This is a genomic window from Microthrixaceae bacterium, from assembly GCA_016702505.1.
Classification (GTDB): domain Bacteria; phylum Actinomycetota; class Acidimicrobiia; order Acidimicrobiales; family Iamiaceae; genus Aquihabitans.
This window is the reverse complement of the sequence record JADJDU010000030.1, coordinates 44,465-60,902: the sequence shown is the minus strand read 5'-3', so window position 1 is coordinate 60,902 and position 16,438 is coordinate 44,465. Positions and strand designations below refer to the sequence as shown.

18 protein-coding genes are annotated in these 16,438 nt (G+C 66.2%); 5 read left to right on the top strand and 13 right to left on the bottom strand.

Annotation, left to right across the window (positions count from 1 at the left end; all coding sequences use genetic code 11):
• Nucleotides 1-114: 114 nt before the first annotated feature.
• The 7 genes from argR to IPG97_17470 all read right to left on the bottom strand — a co-directional run bounded on the left by argR (nucleotide 115) and on the right by IPG97_17470 (nucleotide 7,355).
• On the bottom strand, nucleotides 115-642 hold the full coding sequence (gene argR / locus IPG97_17500; GenBank protein MBK6858291.1) for an arginine repressor: 528 nt from the start codon (nucleotides 640-642) through the stop codon (nucleotides 115-117).
• Nucleotides 639-1,559 carry an ornithine carbamoyltransferase gene (argF, locus tag IPG97_17495; protein ID MBK6858290.1) on the bottom strand — a complete coding sequence of 307 codons (921 nt, stop codon included), beginning with the start codon at nucleotides 1,557-1,559 and terminating at the stop codon, nucleotides 639-641. Before argF ends, argR begins: the two co-directional genes overlap by 4 nt.
• On the bottom strand, nucleotides 1,556-2,713 hold the full coding sequence (locus tag IPG97_17490) for an acetylornithine/succinylornithine family transaminase (protein ID MBK6858289.1): 1,158 nt from the start codon (nucleotides 2,711-2,713) through the stop codon (nucleotides 1,556-1,558). Before IPG97_17490 ends, argF begins: the two co-directional genes overlap by 4 nt.
• A gap of 29 nt (nucleotides 2,714-2,742) precedes the next feature.
• A complete protein-coding gene (argB, locus tag IPG97_17485; GenBank protein MBK6858288.1) occupies nucleotides 2,743-3,648 on the bottom strand; it encodes an acetylglutamate kinase in 906 nt (301 codons plus the stop codon).
• 47 nt (nucleotides 3,649-3,695) lie between these two features.
• Entirely contained in the window at nucleotides 3,696-6,110 is a 2,415-nt protein-coding gene (locus tag IPG97_17480) for a hypothetical protein (protein MBK6858287.1), read from the bottom strand.
• A gap of 222 nt (nucleotides 6,111-6,332) precedes the next feature.
• Nucleotides 6,333-6,866 carry a hypothetical protein gene (locus IPG97_17475; protein MBK6858286.1) on the bottom strand — a complete coding sequence of 178 codons (534 nt, stop codon included), beginning with the start codon at nucleotides 6,864-6,866 and terminating at the stop codon, nucleotides 6,333-6,335.
• A gap of 27 nt (nucleotides 6,867-6,893) precedes the next feature.
• Nucleotides 6,894-7,355, bottom strand: a complete 462-nt coding sequence (locus IPG97_17470; protein MBK6858285.1) for a hypothetical protein — start codon at nucleotides 7,353-7,355, stop codon at nucleotides 6,894-6,896.
• 33 nt (nucleotides 7,356-7,388) lie between these two features.
• Between IPG97_17470 and IPG97_17465 the strand changes: the two genes are divergently transcribed.
• The gene (locus IPG97_17465) at nucleotides 7,389-9,488 is read left to right on the top strand and encodes a cellulase family glycosylhydrolase (protein MBK6858284.1); all 2,100 of its coding nucleotides are present in this window, start codon (nucleotides 7,389-7,391) and stop codon (nucleotides 9,486-9,488) included.
• Between the two features lie 26 nt (nucleotides 9,489-9,514).
• Here the strand turns inward: IPG97_17465 and IPG97_17460 are convergent, their stop codons facing one another.
• Nucleotides 9,515-9,832: a type II toxin-antitoxin system PemK/MazF family toxin gene (locus tag IPG97_17460; protein ID MBK6858283.1), complete on the bottom strand. Its 318-nt coding sequence runs from the start codon at nucleotides 9,830-9,832 to the stop codon at nucleotides 9,515-9,517.
• Complete coding sequence (locus IPG97_17455) at nucleotides 9,826-10,056, bottom strand: hypothetical protein (GenBank protein ID MBK6858282.1); 231 nt, start codon at nucleotides 10,054-10,056, stop codon at nucleotides 9,826-9,828. The genes IPG97_17460 and IPG97_17455 overlap by 7 nt, the downstream gene beginning before the upstream one ends.
• A 153-nt stretch (nucleotides 10,057-10,209) precedes the next feature.
• Between IPG97_17455 and IPG97_17450 the strand changes: the two genes are divergently transcribed.
• The 3 genes from IPG97_17450 (at nucleotide 10,210) to IPG97_17440 (ending at nucleotide 11,888) form a co-directional block, all read left to right on the top strand.
• Complete coding sequence (locus IPG97_17450; protein MBK6858281.1) at nucleotides 10,210-10,431, top strand: hypothetical protein; 222 nt, start codon at nucleotides 10,210-10,212, stop codon at nucleotides 10,429-10,431.
• Between the two features lie 171 nt (nucleotides 10,432-10,602).
• Nucleotides 10,603-11,175, top strand: a complete 573-nt coding sequence (locus IPG97_17445) for a hypothetical protein (GenBank protein MBK6858280.1) — start codon at nucleotides 10,603-10,605, stop codon at nucleotides 11,173-11,175.
• 167 nt (nucleotides 11,176-11,342) lie between these two features.
• Nucleotides 11,343-11,888, top strand: coding sequence for a hypothetical protein (locus IPG97_17440; GenBank protein MBK6858279.1), 546 nt, complete (start codon nucleotides 11,343-11,345; stop codon nucleotides 11,886-11,888).
• A 57-nt stretch (nucleotides 11,889-11,945) separates the two neighbouring features.
• On the opposite strand, the gene argJ is transcribed toward IPG97_17440, so the two are convergent.
• From argJ to IPG97_17420, 4 genes are all read right to left on the bottom strand, one after another.
• Nucleotides 11,946-13,115, bottom strand: coding sequence for a bifunctional glutamate N-acetyltransferase/amino-acid acetyltransferase ArgJ (gene argJ, locus IPG97_17435; GenBank protein ID MBK6858278.1), 1,170 nt, complete (start codon nucleotides 13,113-13,115; stop codon nucleotides 11,946-11,948).
• 124 nt (nucleotides 13,116-13,239) lie between these two features.
• On the bottom strand, nucleotides 13,240-14,292 hold the full coding sequence (locus IPG97_17430) for an N-acetyl-gamma-glutamyl-phosphate reductase (GenBank protein MBK6858277.1): 1,053 nt from the start codon (nucleotides 14,290-14,292) through the stop codon (nucleotides 13,240-13,242).
• A 673-nt stretch (nucleotides 14,293-14,965) separates the two neighbouring features.
• The gene (locus IPG97_17425; protein MBK6858276.1) at nucleotides 14,966-15,373 is read right to left on the bottom strand and encodes a type II toxin-antitoxin system VapC family toxin; all 408 of its coding nucleotides are present in this window, start codon (nucleotides 15,371-15,373) and stop codon (nucleotides 14,966-14,968) included.
• On the bottom strand, nucleotides 15,370-15,618 hold the full coding sequence (locus tag IPG97_17420; protein MBK6858275.1) for an AbrB/MazE/SpoVT family DNA-binding domain-containing protein: 249 nt from the start codon (nucleotides 15,616-15,618) through the stop codon (nucleotides 15,370-15,372). The genes IPG97_17425 and IPG97_17420 overlap by 4 nt, the downstream gene beginning before the upstream one ends.
• Nucleotides 15,619-15,817: 199 nt before the next feature.
• Between IPG97_17420 and IPG97_17415 the strand changes: the two genes are divergently transcribed.
• Entirely contained in the window at nucleotides 15,818-16,405 is a 588-nt protein-coding gene (locus IPG97_17415; GenBank protein MBK6858274.1) for a TetR/AcrR family transcriptional regulator, read from the top strand.
• Nucleotides 16,406-16,438 lie beyond the last annotated feature (33 nt).

The following is a 16,438-nucleotide window of genomic DNA, read 5'->3' as shown; positions in this document are numbered from 1 at the left end:
CGGCGTCGACCGTGACCAGATCTTCGCTCAGCCGCCGGGGGTTGGGGTAAACGCTGGCCCCGATCCGACTATCTGGGGGGCCGAGGGCGGTTGACTCTCGCCGTCCCGGGCGGATCACAGGCCCGCGACCTGGCGGATGCGGTCGGCCAGCTCGCTTCCACCGACCTGTTCGGACGCCACCACCAAGACGGTGTCGTCACCGGCCACCGTCCCGACCACCTCGGACCATGCGGCGCGATCGAGGGCCGCTCCGACCACGTTGGCGGTTCCTGGCGGTGTCCGCAACACCACCAGGTTGGCGGAATGGGCCACCTCCACCACCCACTCCCCCAACGTCCGGCGTAGGTAGTCGTCGGGAGCCCGCTGGTCGCGTGGAAGCTCAGGTATGGCGTACACGGCGTCACCCGAGCCGGCCCTGACCTTGATGGCACCGAGGTCCTCGAGGTCACGGCTGACCGTGGCCTGAGTGGCGTGTACGCCCTCGTCGGCCAGCAGGGCTACGAGCTGGTCCTGGCTGGTGACGTGATGTCGTCCGAGGATCCGGGCCACGACGTGTTGGCGCTGGGTCTTGGAGAGGCGCGCCGAGCCCGCCGAGGGGAGAGGGGCCTCACGGACCGTCCCGAGCGGTGCCCTCGGGGTCATCGATCACCAGCTACAGGCAGGGCCGCCTGGGTCACGAGCCACTCGATGGCGGCCCGGGCGGCGTTGGACCGGTTGGCCGCTTCGGGCCACACCCGGCTATGGGCACCGTCCAGCACCGAGTTGGTGACCTCCTCGCCCCGATGCGCCGGCAGGCAGTGCATGAAGATGGCGTCGACCGAGGCGACACCCATCAGGTCTTCATCAACCCGGTAGGGCTCGAAGATGGGCCGGCGTTGGGCCGCTTCGGCCTCCTGACCCATCGAGTACCAGGCGTCGGTCACCACCACGTGCGTACCGCGAACGGCTTGGCCGGGGTCATCTGTGCTCATCGCCTCGGGGGCACCGAGGGCCTTGAAGGTGTCCAGGTCCTCAACGCCGGGCTGGTAGCCGGCCGGGCAGGCGAAGCGGACGCCCATGCCGACCATGGCCGCGGCCTTGGCCAGCGAGCGAGCCACGTTGGAGTAATCGCCGACCCACGCCACGCTACGGCCGGTGACATCGCCGAACTCGGCCTTGATGGTCAACAGGTCGGCGATGGCCTGGAGCGGATGGCTGTGGTCGGACAACAGGTTGACCACCGGGATGGAGACCGAGTCGGCCATCCGTTGGAGGACCTGATGGTCGTACACCCGCGCCGCTATGACCGAGTGGTACAGGGCCAGGGTGCGGGCTACATCCTCTGCCGATTCCCGACCGTCGATGTCGACCTCCTCGCGGCGCAGGTAGATCGGATGTCCACCGAGGGCGACCACTGCCATCTCGGTGGAGTTGCGGGTCCGGTTGGAGGGCTTCTCGAACACCAGGGCAGCGCCTCGCCCCGCCAACACCGGGCGAGGATGGGTAGTGGTCCCGAGGGCCAGGACCTCCATCAGTTCCGAGACGCTCAGGTCGTCGACATCGAGCAGGTGGCGGGTCATGGCTGAGCCTCGATGGTTTGGGCGGCCGCGTTCAGCGCTGCGCCGATGAGCGAAACTGCTTCGGTGATCTCGTCGTCGCTGACCAGCAGCGAGGGGGCGAGGCGAAGAGCGGTTGGGGTGACGGCGTTGACCACCAGCCCCCGTCCGAGAAGGTCGGCGGCTACGACACGGGCGTCGATGCCCGGCGCCAGCTCGACACCGATCAGGAGCCCTGGCCCCCTCACCGACTCCACACCCGCCAGATCCAGGAGTTGTTGGCTGAGGAGCGCTCCAGCCCGCCGGGCTCGGCCGGGCACGTCTTCGGCTTCCATGACCGACAGGGTGGCCCGAGCGGCCGAGGCCGCCAGTGGCTGACCCCCGTAGGTGGTGGCGTGGTCCCCGGGGACGAAGGCCTCGGCCACCTCGGCCCGGGCCCAGCACGCCCCGATGGGCATTCCGTTGCCCAACGCCTTGGCCATGGTCACCACGTCTGGTTCCACCCCCAGTTGTTGGTGGGCGAACCACGACCCCGTCCGCCCCAGCCCGGTCTGGACCTCGTCGACCATGAACAGGATCTGGCGTTCGGTGCAGAGTTGGCGAACCGCGGCGAAGTAGTCGGCCCGGGCTGGGTTCACCCCTCCCTCACCTTGAACCGGCTCCAGGAGTACGGCGGCGACGCTGGGGTCCAACGCGTTCTCCAGGGCGTCGACGTCATCCCAGGCGACGTGGCGGAAACCTTCGGGCAGAGGCTGGAAGGCCTCGTGCTTGTTGGGTTGGCCGGTGGCATGGAGGGTGGCGAGGGTCCGTCCGTGGAAGGACCCGAAGGCGCTGACCACCACATGGCGACCATGGCCGGCCCACTTGCGGGCCAGCTTTAGCGCGCACTCGTTGGCCTCGGCCCCCGAGTTGGAGAAGAACACCCGACCCCCGCCACCCATCAGCCGGTCGAGGGTGGCGGCCACCTCGGGACCGATGGTGGTGCCGAACAGGTTGGAGACGTGGACCAGGGTGCGAGCCTGGGTGGCCACCGCATCGGCGACCACCGGGTGAGCGTGACCCAGCCCGGTAACCGCCAGACCCGACAAGAAGTCGAGGTAGCAACGACCGTCGGTGTCCCACAGCCGACTCCCCTCGCCCCGTACGAAGGTGACCGCAGGAGGCGGATAGGTGGCCATAAGAGGTCCGCCATAGGGCGATGTGTCACTCATGTTCCGCTTCCTTCGGTCCGGGTGATCTTGGTTCCGACGCCGGCGTCGGTGAGCAGTTCCAGCAGGAGCACGTGGGGGATCCGACCGTCGAGTATGTGAGCGGCGCCGACCCCAGCCTCTATTGCGTCCAGGCAGGCCTCCACCTTGGGGATCATGCCGCCTGAGATGACCCCGTCGGCGATGAGGAGCCGGGCTCTGGTGGCCGACAGCAACGACAGCAACGATCCCGGATCGTCGACGTCGGTGAGCACCCCAGGAACATCGGTGAGGTAGACGATCTTCTCGGCCCCCAACGCCGCGGCCACCGCGATGGCAGCGCTGTCGGCGTTGATGTTGAGGGCCTGGCCGTGGCTGTCGGCACCGATGGTGGACACGACGGGGACGAACCCACCACCTATCAGCGTGTCGAGGATGGTGCGATTGACGTCCACGACGTCTCCCACGAACCCGAGAGACTCGTCTCGTTGGGTGGCCAGGATGAGCCCGGCGTCTTCTCCCGACAGGCCCACCGCCACCGCAGTGTGGTGGTTGATCGCGGTGACCAACTCCCGACCCACCTGACCAGACAGGACCATTCGGGCGACGTCGAGGGTCTCGGCGTCGGTCACTCGCAGGCCGTTGCGGAACTCGGACTCCTTACCCAGCCGTTCCAGCATTGCCCCGATCTGGGGGCCGCCACCGTGGACGACCACCGGCCTGACGCCCACAGCCCGCAGCAGGACGATGTCGGCGGCAAAGGAATGGGCCAGGGCCGGGTCGACCATGGCGTTGCCGCCGAACTTCACCACGACGGTACGCCCGGCGAAGGCCTGGATGTAGGGCAGAGCCTCGACCAGGACGGAAGCCCGCTGGGCCGGGTCGAGAGTCAGTGAGTTGTCGTCAGCACTTGCGTTGGAGACCACCGTCAGAGTCTATGCATTGCGGCGCATGACTATGCAATCAGTTTTGTTCAGGGCGAGAGATTGAAAAGCGCGACCAGATCTTGGCGACCTTCGAGATCGAGCTTGCGATAGGTGCTTTGTAGCTGGTTCTCCACGGTGCGAACGGAGACTCCGGCTTGCTCGGCCACAGCGCGGTTTGCCGTTCCAGCAGCCACGGCGCTGGCCACCTCGAGTTCCCGGGGGGTGAGCGGTGATCTCAATGACTTCAGCGACCAAGGTTGGGTTGGACCGAGCCTGACCGATTCGATCGCCGAGAGGACGGTGGCCCGCGACTCGGCGACACTGTCGCGGCGGGAGCGAGCGATGCGGGCTCTAGAAGCGTGCATCTCGGCTGCTGCGAGTGGCCAGCGATGGTGGGCCTCGCGCGCGAGACGATGGAGACGAGCATCATCCTGCACTGCTTCGGCGTTGGCGCGATCGGTTACGAACTGCACGAACCATGAAGGGGGGAGCTCACCGGCGATCTGTCGCAGCGGGTTCAGCGCCGTACCAGGGTCACCCAGCCGGACCAATTCGTGCAGCACGATCACCGCAGTGAGTGCCTGCGCGCTATCGAAGGCTTCGCCAGCCATTGCGAGGAGACGTTCCGCTGATAGGCGGTCGATCGTGCCCGGCGGTAGATCCCCCTCGACGAGGTCGCACCACACGTCGGCGATGGAGGCCTGGATGCGCACGCGTCCATCGACGGCTGCGGCATCAACCGATGCGTCCAGGAGGATGCGAGCGTGGTCAACTTCTCCGCTCTGCGCGGCCACCCAGGATCGAGCGGCCATGGCGAGTGGTCGGGCGTTGATGAGGTCGTGGCCGTCCAACTCATCTATGGCTCGGTCCAGCGTGAGCATCGACGAATCGAGCCGCCCAGCGATGGCTGCGGTGAAGCCGGTGAGGAAATTCCAGGTGCCGAGGGTCGCGTCGGCGGCGGGACCGATGCGAGATCCACCCTCACGGGCCTCCGCCTCGGCGGCGGTAGGTCCTGCTTCGAGCAGGGCAGCGAAGGGGCCACTGAACCGTACGAGCTCCGCTGACCATGGCAGGACGGTGGTGTGAGCTTCTGCGAGGGGGAGCGCTCGAGCGATCGTCGCCCGGCAGGCGGCGGCGTTGCCGGCCATCGCATCGATGTATGCCCCGACGATTGCGGCATTGAGACGGGTCAGGTCGTCAGCACCGTCGGCCAGACGAGGAGAGACGGCGGTGAGGTCACCCCGAATGGAGGCCAGCTTGGCTCGATCAGCAGCGACGAAGGACCGGGCAGCGACATCGGAAAGCAGGGGCTCGATCTCGTCGAGCAGAGCCTCGGCTTCGTCGACGCGGCCTCCGTCGGCGACGAGGTGGACCGAGAGACGGCCTACGGCGCGGGCTCGTCGGTCATCGGTGTCAGCCGTCGCCAGGGCGAGTCGAAGCGATGTCTCGGCATCATCGCTCTGTCCGAGTCCTGATTGCGCTGCCCCGAGGACGAGAAGAGCCTCGAACGTGGCCCCGTTGTCGACCGCGGCCTGGGCGAGTGTCCTGGCCAGGTCATGATCGAGGGCGGCGAAGGCGGTCCGGGCTGCGTCGACGAGGTCGTCGACGTCCACGGTTGCGCCGAGCCCGACGAGAGCGGCGGTGGCGCGCAGTCGTTCGCCCGCAGTGGTGCCAACGGTGGTGACCACGCGGCGTGCGACCTGCTCGGAAAGATCGCTTCGTTCGAGCGTCGTCATGGCGGCGAGGCTTGCTTCGGCGTAGAGCGGATGGGCGGGACGGGCCGTCGCGCGTGGTGATCCTTCAATCACCAGCCAACCTGCCGCCTCCGCAGCATCAATCTGGGCGTCGGTCACGCAGCATCTGAGGACCAGAAGGGGTAGGTCACCAAGCACGGCGACACAACGCAACGGCACGATCACGTCTCCCGCGTCGCTGAGACGTGCCTGAAGGACCCGGAGGAGGTGGGTCGGTGCGGTGGCATCCAGCACGGTCTCGCCCCCGGCGTCACGGCGTTGGCGGAGGTCGAGAAGGAGTTGTCGGATGAACAGGGCGTTGCCGTTGGTTCGAGCCGAGAGGGACGCCACCACACGGTCGTTCTGGTTGGAGTCCAGGTTTCCCAGGACGATTTCCACCAGGTGGCCGATGTCGTCATCGTGAAGGGGCCCGAGTTCGATGTGCTCGGTCGACTCACCGAGCCACAGCCACTCGAGCCAGGACGGGACCGGGACGCCGGCACGAGCAGTTGCGACCACGGTCGTTGCCCGTGCTGCGACAAGGCGATGCAGCAGGTCGGCAGTGCGGGCGTCAAGGTGGGGGGCGTCATCGACCACCACCACGCCGCCTCCCTCATCGGCGACCGTGGTGATCCAGCGGTACATCGCGGCGGGATCGTCGATCGGTAGATCGGGGTGGTGCGCCAGGACACCAAAGGGGACGGTGGCCACCGCAGGCGATGCCTGCAACCAGAGAGGCGGACTCTCGAGCGTTGTGGTCGCCTGTCGGACGAGGCGAGTCTTCCCAACCCCGGCTGGAGCGGTGATCACCACCGCATGGAAAGCCGGAACGTCGATAGCGCTACGGAGGCGATCAAGATCAGCCGTGCGACCCACGAACGGCCAACTCGCGACAGAAGGGGCGTCCACCCCCCGATAATGGCGGGTAGACGCCCCGACGTTCCACGACGGTCAGCCGAGCGTGGTGTGCCCGAGGGTCAGGAAGGTCCTGGCGTCTGCCTCGGTATCGCTCGCCGCAAGGGTGACCCGCTCCTCGCCGTTCTCCCACTGGGCCCCGGTTATCGTCGAGCCGCCACCGGTGGAGGTGCTCTCCCCCGAGATCTCCCAGTCTGCAAGCACGTCCTTGTAGCGGGCCAGGACATCTTCTGGGGTTTCATCGGTGATCCCGACGATCGTGACTAGACGTCCATCCGAGGCATCGATGGTCGTGCCCGACTGGATTTCGAGATCATCTGGCAGTTCTAGGAACTCCGGCCAGTCTTCGGGCACCTCTCCTGTCCCGAAGCTCGCCGAGCCCTCCTCGGTCTCGATCTCCACGGAGCCGTCACCGGCGGTGTCGATGTCGACGTTGCCTCCGATCTGTTCCTCGAGGATCTGTTCTGTCGCCTTCTCGCCTGCCTTCTCTGCCGCCGCACCGCATCCGGAGAGGATGAGGGCGACGACCGCAGCGGCGGCGGCTGCGACGTGTGATGTGGTTCGGTTCATTTGCGCTCCAGGGTTTGGTGTCAAAGGTCAGCCGCAGTCGACACCGATGCCATCGGGCAGCACAGGAACGACGGTGTATGAGGAAATGGCGAGGCGGTCGGCGGTCTTGCACAGCAAGGTTGCATCGGCCGCGGTCGTGTGGACCACCACCACGTTGTCGGTGAGGTACCCGTCTGCATCAGTGCCGATGAGCGCCAGGATCTGAGCGAGTTCTTGGGGGTCGGAGGGCTCGTAGCTGCTGCCTCCCGCTGCGTAGTCAGCGATAGTGGTTGCTCCATCGGCTGAGGGAACTTCGACGGTTGCGTCGGGCGTCTGGGCCTCGAGGGCCTCGGTGACGTCTTCACCCACCGCCGAACCGCCACCTGAGGTGTCTTTGGCATTGGTGGGAGCGTCGGAAGCTCGATCAGTGCTGTCACCGCAGGCACCGAGCGCGAGAACGCACACAGTGAAGAGGGCGAGGATCAGGGAAGTACGTCGTCTGTGGTGCATGTACCAATGGTCTGCTGGCTGACGAAGTTCGTCATGAGTAGCGCTGTGTTCAAGGTAGGTAGTCGACGTGGCACGCCTACCGCTGCTCGACTGACGCCTCATCGCCAAGCCTTGTCGGTACCCGCTCGCTCCAGTTCCCCGTTCAGCGACAAGGACCGGACCTATCCGCTCTGGTCCTTGGGAGTTGGCGATACCTCGTTGTTGCAGGTGGCCGATCCAGAGCTCGGAGAAGTGCGATTGAATACCGCCATGGTCCTTGCCCGAACGGTCATTCAAGTATCCCGCCGAGCCCACACCGGGCACCCCCGAGGGGCCTTTCCGTTAGCAGCGAAGGGTCACCTCTCGGTTGGCAAGCTTCTCGCCGTCTCGACCGTGTTGGCCGTGGCCATCGTCTCGGCGTCGGTCCCTCGGAGCGGTGCCGACGAGGCCTCGGAGGCCATCGTCGCCCACGGGCTCGCAACTCCTGGCCGACCTCTCGAGCTTCTTCCACTGCAGACCCTGGACCGTCGCATCGTCGACACTGCCGGACGAGACGTCCTCCTGCGAGGCGCCAACATCAACTCCCTTGGCGAGTACTGGCAGGGTGCGCCGACGGTGCCGGCCAACACCCCCGTGACCTCTGCGGACTGGGACGAGATGGCTGCCCGGGGCTTCTCGGTGGTGCGCCTCCTCATCACCTGGTCGCGCGTCGAGCCGACCAGAGGCACGATCGATCAGAACTACCTCGACGAGGTCGACCGCCACGTGCAGGAGGCGGCCAGCCGTGGCATCTACACCGTGATCGACATGCACCAAGACGCCTACTCCGCCTTCATCTACACCACAGACCCGGCCTCGTGTCCGGCCGGGACCAGCCCGGCCAAGGGCTGGGACGGTGCCCCGGCGTGGGCCACCCTCACCGAAGGTCTGTCGACCTGCCTGCGCAACGGTGACCGCAACAGCTCCCCCGCCGTGGAGGCCGCATGGAACAACTTCTATGACGATGTCGACGGGATCCGCACCAACTTCACCCAGGCATGGGCCGCGGTGGCGGCCCGCTTCGCCGGGCGCCCCGAAGTGGCGGGATACGACATCCTCAACGAACCCGAAGTGTCCCGACCCGCCGCGCAGCTTCAGCCTCTCTATGACGACCTCCTGGCCGACACCATCCGGGCCATCCGCTCCGCCGAGGCCACAGCTCCCTTCGATCACATCGTGTTCGTGGAGCCGGCGATACCCGCCGGTGACCAGTCCCGGGGTCTGGTGATACCGAGCCCCGCAGCCCTCGACGGTGACGTCTCGAACATTTCGGCCTCGGTCCACAACTACATGGAAGCGATCGGTGACCAGCTGACCCTCGAAGCGATGAACGACCTGATCGAGTCGCTCACCGCCAGCCTGGGTGTCCCCAACTGGGGAGGCGAGTACGGATTCTGGGACACGGCACCGACGACGCTGGCCAAGGCCCACCGCTACGCCGCCGACGAAGACGCCCACCTGTGGGGTGGGGCCTGGTGGCAGTGGCGCCAGTCCTGTGGCGACCCGCACTCGGTCCAGTGGTCCAACGGTGAGGTGGTGGTGCCCGACGGAGACTCGGTGCACCTCAACATCACGTCATGCCCCGACAACACCGACCTCGAACCAAACGACGCCTTCCTGGATGTGGTCGGCCGGGGCTACCCCCGAGCCGCTCCAGGTCGTCTGACCAGCGTCACCAGCGACATCGCTAGCGGACATCTCGTGGTTCGGGGCACGACCACCGACGCCGGAGACACCCTGGTGGTGTGGACCCCGACCACCGCCAACCCCGGCGACGGCATCAAGACCGAAGGTCTGATCGAGGTCACCCAATACCCGGTGCCGGGTGGTCGGATCATCACCGCGGTGGTCAGAGACCCTGGCGACTACCTGCTCGAACTCGGCCCCGGCATCGGCTCCGAGCCGACCCCCTCGGTTCCCGCCCCATCGACTCCATCCACCCCGTCGACTCCATCAACTCCCCCGTCCCCCACTCATCCGACCATCCCCGCCAACACCACCCCGACAACCCGCCCTGGCTCACACCAAACAGCACCGAGCGGCCAACCCCCTCACCCGGCACCAACGGCGCGACCGGCCCAACCTCGATCTGGGTCCCCCGACTACACCGGATGAGCGCACCGTCGCCTGCCATCGGGTTCTCACAGCCCCAGAACCGCGCGGATCCCGTTATCGATTGCGGCGACCAAAGGAAGCGGCAACTGCCCCACCTGCTTGCCGAGCCAGGACCGATCCACCAGTTCCAGGCCCAGCGGAATCGCGACCGAGTCCTTCGACAGCCCGGTCACCGCGGCATCTAGCAGGACGTTGCCCGCCAGATCAGCCCGGCCCACGTTGGAGGTCAACGGAACGACGTGGGTCTGCCACACATCGACGCCCAGTACATCGGGCGACGAGACGACGACACAGGGCCGCCGCTTGTCCAGATCGATCCAATAGACCCCGCCACGGATCACCACGGAGCGGTCCGCTCCATGCGTTCACCGGCAGCCACCGCGTCCTCACGATCTAGGCGCTCTCCGCCAGCCAGCACTGCGTCGGCCAGCAACTGCTGCCCGAAGCTCGACCCAGACTGGGCAGCATGTCGACGGAGCTGATCGGTTACCCACCGAGAGAAGGGCACGTCGAGGTTCTCGATGATCGGCACCACATCATCAGGAACACTGATCGTCTTGTTTGGCACGTACGTATCTTACGTATGCACCGACCTAACCCGCTGCTGTTCCCGAGGTCCCGGTCGTGGGCCCGCAGCCCAGGGACCGCCCAGTACGCGTCGGACGTATCCAACGCACCCACCACAGCAATAGGTGGGGATTTCAACCCATTGTGAGGAACGATGTCGATACTGGTGCCATGGCTGGCACTTCGTGCCGAGCACCGCATCGCGGACGCAGACCCGGACCTCAACGTGATCGTGCGACTCGTGCCCACCGACGCCTGGGACACCGCATCGGCGCTACGCCCTGCCCCGCTCGTCGTGTGCACCGTGGACGCCTACGCCTGCGCCGACCTCCGCTCCGCCCACGAAGCCCTCCAGGCCATAGGGGCCGAGCGTTGAACCAACCACGTCATCCCAACAGACTGTACGCCCGAACGACCCGATCCGAGGCAGAGGTAGACCTGACGGGCGCACACCCCGACGCGAGATCGGTGGACCTACGACAGTTCCTGAGCGAGACAGCTCAAGACCCAGTGACCATCTACATCACTTATCGGTTATTATGAGGAGGTGGATACGGCAAGCATCCTCCGCAGCGTGCGAGCTAGTTCGGCCAGGTCTCAAGACGAACTGGCACGCGCTGCCGGCACTCTTCAGCCCGCGCTCGCCCGCCTGGAAAGTGCCAGAGGTGACGCAACCGTTGGACGCCTGAACCGCATCCTCGAACCCGTCGGAGCCCAGGTCGCGGCCCTGCCGACCCGACTGCCGACCCTCGCATCGTGGGCACAGGCATTCCGCACCTGGATTCAAGAGGATGACCTCCCAGCAGTCCGCTCTGGGTTCATCCAGGTCGCCGACGATCTCACCTCGGTCGACGGCGCGACGGCTGTCGGGCTGTGCCTGCTCGCACCCGCACCCACCGGCCACCCCGGCGTCGATGCCAGCCTGGCCGGGCTCGTCGAGTTCATCTTCACTCGCTCGAACTGGCCGGTACCGCTGTGGGTCGGGGACATCGCTCCCGCACCCGAGCCGTTCCACCTGGTCCCCAACCGCTCGATCCGCCACCACATCGAGGCATCCACCCCCGCTGTGTTCTCCGTGCGGAACGTGTTCGTGCCAGCCGAGTTCTTCGCGAGCGTCTGATGGGCAATACGGGCGGCGGCAGGGATACCAACGGTGACCGCACCAGTGGAGCATCGGCTGCTCATCGGCGTCGCACGCGACCTGAGGCGAGCCCAGCCGAGCCGCTCACCAACTCCCGACCGCAACGCCTGAGCACAGCCCGGCAGGTTCAACTGCTGACCGACCTAATGGACAGGCTCGTCGCCACCAACCAAAAGGCCACGATCTACCTCATCGGTGGTGTCGCCGCCGGCATGGCCTACTACCCAGACGGCGTCGACCGCAGGACCTCCATCGACATCGACGCGATCTTTTCGCCCCATGACGTTGTGGCGAAGGTTGCCGCCGAGATCGCAGACGAACACGGACTTCGCCGAGATTGGTTCAACGACAAGGCTGGCGGATTCCTGCCTCCAAGCGGCAAGCCACAAGGCGTGCCGCTGATATCGGCCGGTGACGTCGTCGTCCATGTGGCCCCGCCCGAGTTCTTGTTGGCCATGAAACTGCGAGCGTCACGCATGGGGCGAGACGACGAAGACATCGCCGTGCTGGTTCGTCGCTGCGGGATCAGTTCCATCGAGCAAGCCCAAGCGTTGGTCGACGACGTGTACCTCGGCGAAGAGGAGATCCCCCACCGCGGTCACTTGATTCTCAGCGCCGTGCTGGGCGAGTACGAGCTCACCCGCTCCGATCCGCAAATCGTCTTACCGCCGGTGCGGACCTCGAGCACCTAGGCGGGCGACCCACGATCCGAAACTCTGCAGCCCTTCGCGGATCGGAGCCCGCATCATTCAGCTGCCGCCGGTGTTCTCGTCTATGTACTGGTGGGTCAAGTCGTTGGTGAGCACGGTGAACGAACCGGTGCCGATACCCAGATCACACACGATCTCAAGGTTGCGTTGGGCCATGTGGGCGGCCACGGCCACGGCGTCATGTTCGATGGTCACTCCCCCGTCGGCCACCGTCACCCCTCCGTAGGACACCGAGATCAACTCGGGCGAAAACTCGATGCCGGCACTTCCGAGCTCACTGGCCAAACGACCCCAGTAAGGGTCCTGCCCGAACCAGGAGCATTTACACAAAGCACTACGAGCGATCTGGCGGGCACCCGCCTCGGCATCAACGTCGCTGGCCGCGCCGGTCACGCTGAGGCGCACCACCTTGGTAGCACCCTCAGCATCACCAGCCATCTGGCCAGCCAGATCCGCACAAGCCAAGGCCACCGCGGCCGCCAAGTCCCCACCGTCGACCGGGCCTGCCGCCCCGCTGGCCAAGATGATCACGGTGTCGTTGGTGGAACGACACGCATCGGTCATCAACCGGTTGAAACTGGTGGACACCGCGTCTCGCAGGATCTGGCGAAGCTGACCGGGCTCGGCGGCAGCATCAGTGGTGAGCACCGCCAACATGGTGGCCATGTTCGGGGCCAACATGGCCGCCCCCTTGGCCATCCCTCCAACCACCGCCGCGCTGGCACCCACCGCCACCACCGTCTCTTTGCGATGGGTGTCAGTGGTGCGAATGGCCTCGGCGGCGTCCGTTCCGCCTTGAGGGTTGCGAGCCGCAACCAGCGCCGGCACCCCAGCCAGGATGGTGTCGATCGGCAACGGAATTCCGATCAGACCGGTCGAACAGACCAGAACCTCCTCGGGGACACAACCCACACCGGCAGCGGTCGCCGCGCACATGGCCCGCGCATCGTCCTGACCAGGGCTTCCGGTGGCGGCGTTGGCGTTGCCCGAGTTCAAGATCACCGCGGCGGCCCTTCCACCGGTGGCACACAGATGGAGATCCGAGACCACCACCGGTGCCGCGGTCATCTTGTTGTCGGTGAACACGGCCGCGGCCGGAACCGCCACGCCGTCAACGGTGGCAACCAGCGAAAGGTCAAGGTCACCAGAGGCCTTGATGCCACAGGCAACACCCGAGGCCACGAATCCCTTGGCTGCAGTAACGCTCATGATTGCTCCTTGCTCGGCTGTCCACCCGGACAGGTCCAAATACGAGTGGGTTCAGAAGGAACCGGGCGCACCAGTCCCCGGTCGGACACGCGGCTGACACACCGCGAGGCCGAGCCCACGAGGGTCAGGGGTAGAGACCGACCACCGGCAGGCCCGTCATTTCGGGTAGACCCAAGGCCACATTGGCGGCCTGCACCGCTCCACCCGACGCCCCCTTGGTCAAGTTGTCCAGGGCAGCGATCGCAACCACCCAACCGGTGCGATCATCGGCACAACCGGTCACATGAACCGCATTGGAACCAAGGGTCGCCTTGGTGGAAGGGGGCTCATCGCACACCACCACAAACGGCTCGTGCTCATAGGCGGCCCGCAGCACCTCACGCACCGCCTCGGTAGTGACCGCGCCGGTGGGCCGGGCATAACAGGTGGCCAAGATCCCCCAGTTCATGGGAGCCAGGTGTGGCGTGAACAGAACCTGAACGTCTTCCCCAGCCACATGGGACAGGTTCTGCTCGATCTCGGGAGTGTGACGGTGGTCGAGCAACCCATAGGCCGTGAAGTCTTCATCCACCGTACAGAACGTGGTGTTGGGCTTGGGCGGACGCCCTGCCCCCGAAACCCCACTAGCCGCATCGACCACGATCCCGGTGGTCTCCACCAACCCGGCCTCCACCAAGGGGGCCAGCGCCAACGTCGCCGTGGTCACATAGCACCCCGGTGTAGCCACCAAACCAGACCCACCAAGCGCGGCCAACTCCTCACGGAACAGCTCAGGCAGGCCATAGACAGCGTGAGCCAACAACTCCGGAACGCTGTGCTCGGCGTGATACCAGCGCGGGTACAGCGCCGGATCCTTCAGCCGGAAATCGGCCCCGAGATCCACCACCAACCTCTCACCCGGCAACAGATCGGGCACGATCTCCTGCGATGTCCCGTGAGGCAGCCCGCAGAACACGACGTCCAGCCCACGCTCATCGGCCAGACCCCGGTGGTACGGCTCGAAACCAAGATCGGGATAAGCCGCTGCCAGCGAAGGGTAGAGCGCAGCCGCCGCCGTTCCAGCCTGGCTGTCACCCGTGGCAACTACGACGTCGATCTCGGGATGGGCGTGCAACAACCGCAGCAACTCCGCCCCGGTGAACCCCGACGCCCCGACGATCCCTGCTCTCAACACCATCCGCCCACTCTATGCGAAAACATGCATGACTATGCAATCCGGTGCGGCCACGATGCGCCGCCCGGAACGCTCGGAGCTCATTTGACGCCGCCCGGATCAAGGCCGATCACCCGATGGCTTACGCGAACGCTTTCGCGGCGGCACTCACCGTCGCCATCAATGCCACCCTCTGGACAGGCGATCCCGAGCTCCTCGTCGACGGGTCGACATGGCAGTGGCGAGACCTCCGGCCCTGATCACACCCCCACGCGGCCGCAGAAGTGGCTGAGGGCTCCGCACATGACTTCACTTCAGGCGTGGCAAGCTCGCCCTCAACGCTCCGGCGCGGCAATACCAGCGAGCACCGCGAGGGATGCCATGACCCTCTGCGCTGCATCCTCACGGTCATCCTCGACAACGAGTTCGGCGGCGATGAGGAACGCCGTCGCCTAGGAGAGACGGCTCATCACCACCCTTCGGTCACACACACGCCTCCACAGTCCCGGCCCTGGCCTGAGTCATCTCGGGAACCGGAACGGGTCGATCTGGGCGTCACTTTCGCCGCGGAGGTGGAGGCCGGGTTGGATCGGAGTTGGCCGTTATGCCACGCGTTTCGAACTGGTGGACGCCGTCGGGGATCCGGTGACCTTCGCTTTCAGTTGGGACACGAGCCAACGATCGACCCGACCCCTCATCATTTCGGCGTCCTGGGCGGCTCGATCCGCTCGATGGTCTTCACCCGGTCGATCGACTTGTCGAACGATGCGACGCTGCTGACGCCGGTGCTCTCTGCGCACGCGACCAGGTAGGCGTCGGCGAAGTCCAGCCGGTCGATCTCGTAGACCTCGATCGCTCGGAGGAGCAGTGCCGGGTCGACCGTGGCGATCGCGTCGAAGGCGATGAGCGACCGCATCGCCATCGCGACCTGCGGTCGAGGCACCTCGTAGTAGGACTCGAGCACGTAGACCGTCTCGGCGACGATCAGGTCGGGCAGGTACAGCTCGTCAGCCGAAGCCAGGTACGCCGTGGCACGTGCCGCCATCGCTGGCGGGTCACCCGTGAGGTGGCGGACGAGGATGTTGGTGTCGACGAACGCACTCACCGCCGCTTGGCCGAACGCGCCGAGCGGGTCTTGCGGATCACCTCGTCCCACGCGACATTGCGCTTCGCGGCGGGCACCGGAATCGCACCGGCGAGGGAGAGAAAGTCCGGCGTCCGAGCAAGTACCGCCCGGTTTCCCTCCACGTGGAAGACGACCTCGTCACCCTCCTCGAGGCCGAGGGCATCGCGCACCGCCTTCGGCACGGTCATCTGACCCTTCGACGTGAGCTTGGCAGCGACGTCCATGAGTCCTCCTTACCTTGGGATCGACGTAAGGATAGCGGCTCGTCCTGGACGGCATGACCGTAGGGTCGTGACCTTGCGACCTCCACATCGTGACGGCGCATCAAGTGCTGCATCGTTTTCGTGTTCACCACGACACCCTGCTTGCTCACGGGGTTGACCTCGGTCACAATTTGGACAATAGTCTGGACTTGTGTCCAGGTTGGCTGAGCAGACCGTCTCTCCCCGGCGTCACCTGTCGGGGCGTCAAGCACGGACCGTCAGCCTGCTGCTCGATGCCGCGCTCACCGAGCTGACCGAGGTCGGCTACGACGCTCTCACCGTGAGGGGTGTCGCTCGACGTGCAGGCGTCGCCCCGGCCACGGCGTACACCTACTTCGGGTCCAAGGAACACCTTGTGGCCGAAGTGTTCTGGCGCCGATACTCCCGAGATCGCTCGACTGAGGATGCCGGTCACCACGACGGCATCACCACGCCTGGCTCCCCGGCGTCGCGGGCAGCATCGGTGCTGGGCGAGTTCGCCATGGTGGCCGACGAGCCCGAACTGGCGGCGGCCTGCACGGTGGCGCTGCTGGCCAACGACCCCGAGGTAAGAGATCTGCGGCTTCGGATCGGTACCGAGACCCATCGTCGCCTGGTCGAAGCGCTGGGTACCGATGCCGATCCGTTGGCCGTGCAAACCCTGCTGCTGGCCACCAGCGGTGCCCTGCTCCAAGCCGGGACCGGACATCTCGCCTACGACGCGGTACCAGCCCTGCTGGCCGACGTGGCCCGACTCGTCCTCACTTGACCGCCGTACCCCACCTGACCCCCTGCGCCGGAG

Coding starts and splice junctions, on each gene's coding strand:
- IPG97_17430 (MBK6858277.1), bottom strand. CDS start 14,292: ATGGTGTTGAGAGCAGGGATCGTCGGGGCGTCGGGGTTCACCGGGGCG.
- IPG97_17420 (MBK6858275.1), bottom strand. CDS start 15,618: ATGGACGTCGCTGCCAAGCTCACGTCGAAGGGTCAGATGACCGTGCCG.
- IPG97_17450 (MBK6858281.1), top strand. CDS start 10,210: ATGTCGATACTGGTGCCATGGCTGGCACTTCGTGCCGAGCACCGCATC.
- argJ (MBK6858278.1), bottom strand. CDS start 13,115: ATGAGCGTTACTGCAGCCAAGGGATTCGTGGCCTCGGGTGTTGCCTGT.
- IPG97_17490 (MBK6858289.1), bottom strand. CDS start 2,713: ATGGCCACCTATCCGCCTCCTGCGGTCACCTTCGTACGGGGCGAGGGG.
- IPG97_17465 (MBK6858284.1), top strand. CDS start 7,389: ATGAGTAGCGCTGTGTTCAAGGTAGGTAGTCGACGTGGCACGCCTACC.
- IPG97_17440 (MBK6858279.1), top strand. CDS start 11,343: ATGGACAGGCTCGTCGCCACCAACCAAAAGGCCACGATCTACCTCATC.
- IPG97_17475 (MBK6858286.1), bottom strand. CDS start 6,866: ATGAACCGAACCACATCACACGTCGCAGCCGCCGCCGCTGCGGTCGTC.
- IPG97_17470 (MBK6858285.1), bottom strand. CDS start 7,355: ATGCACCACAGACGACGTACTTCCCTGATCCTCGCCCTCTTCACTGTG.
- argR (MBK6858291.1), bottom strand. CDS start 642: ATGACCCCGAGGGCACCGCTCGGGACGGTCCGTGAGGCCCCTCTCCCC.
- argF (MBK6858290.1), bottom strand. CDS start 1,559: ATGACCCGCCACCTGCTCGATGTCGACGACCTGAGCGTCTCGGAACTG.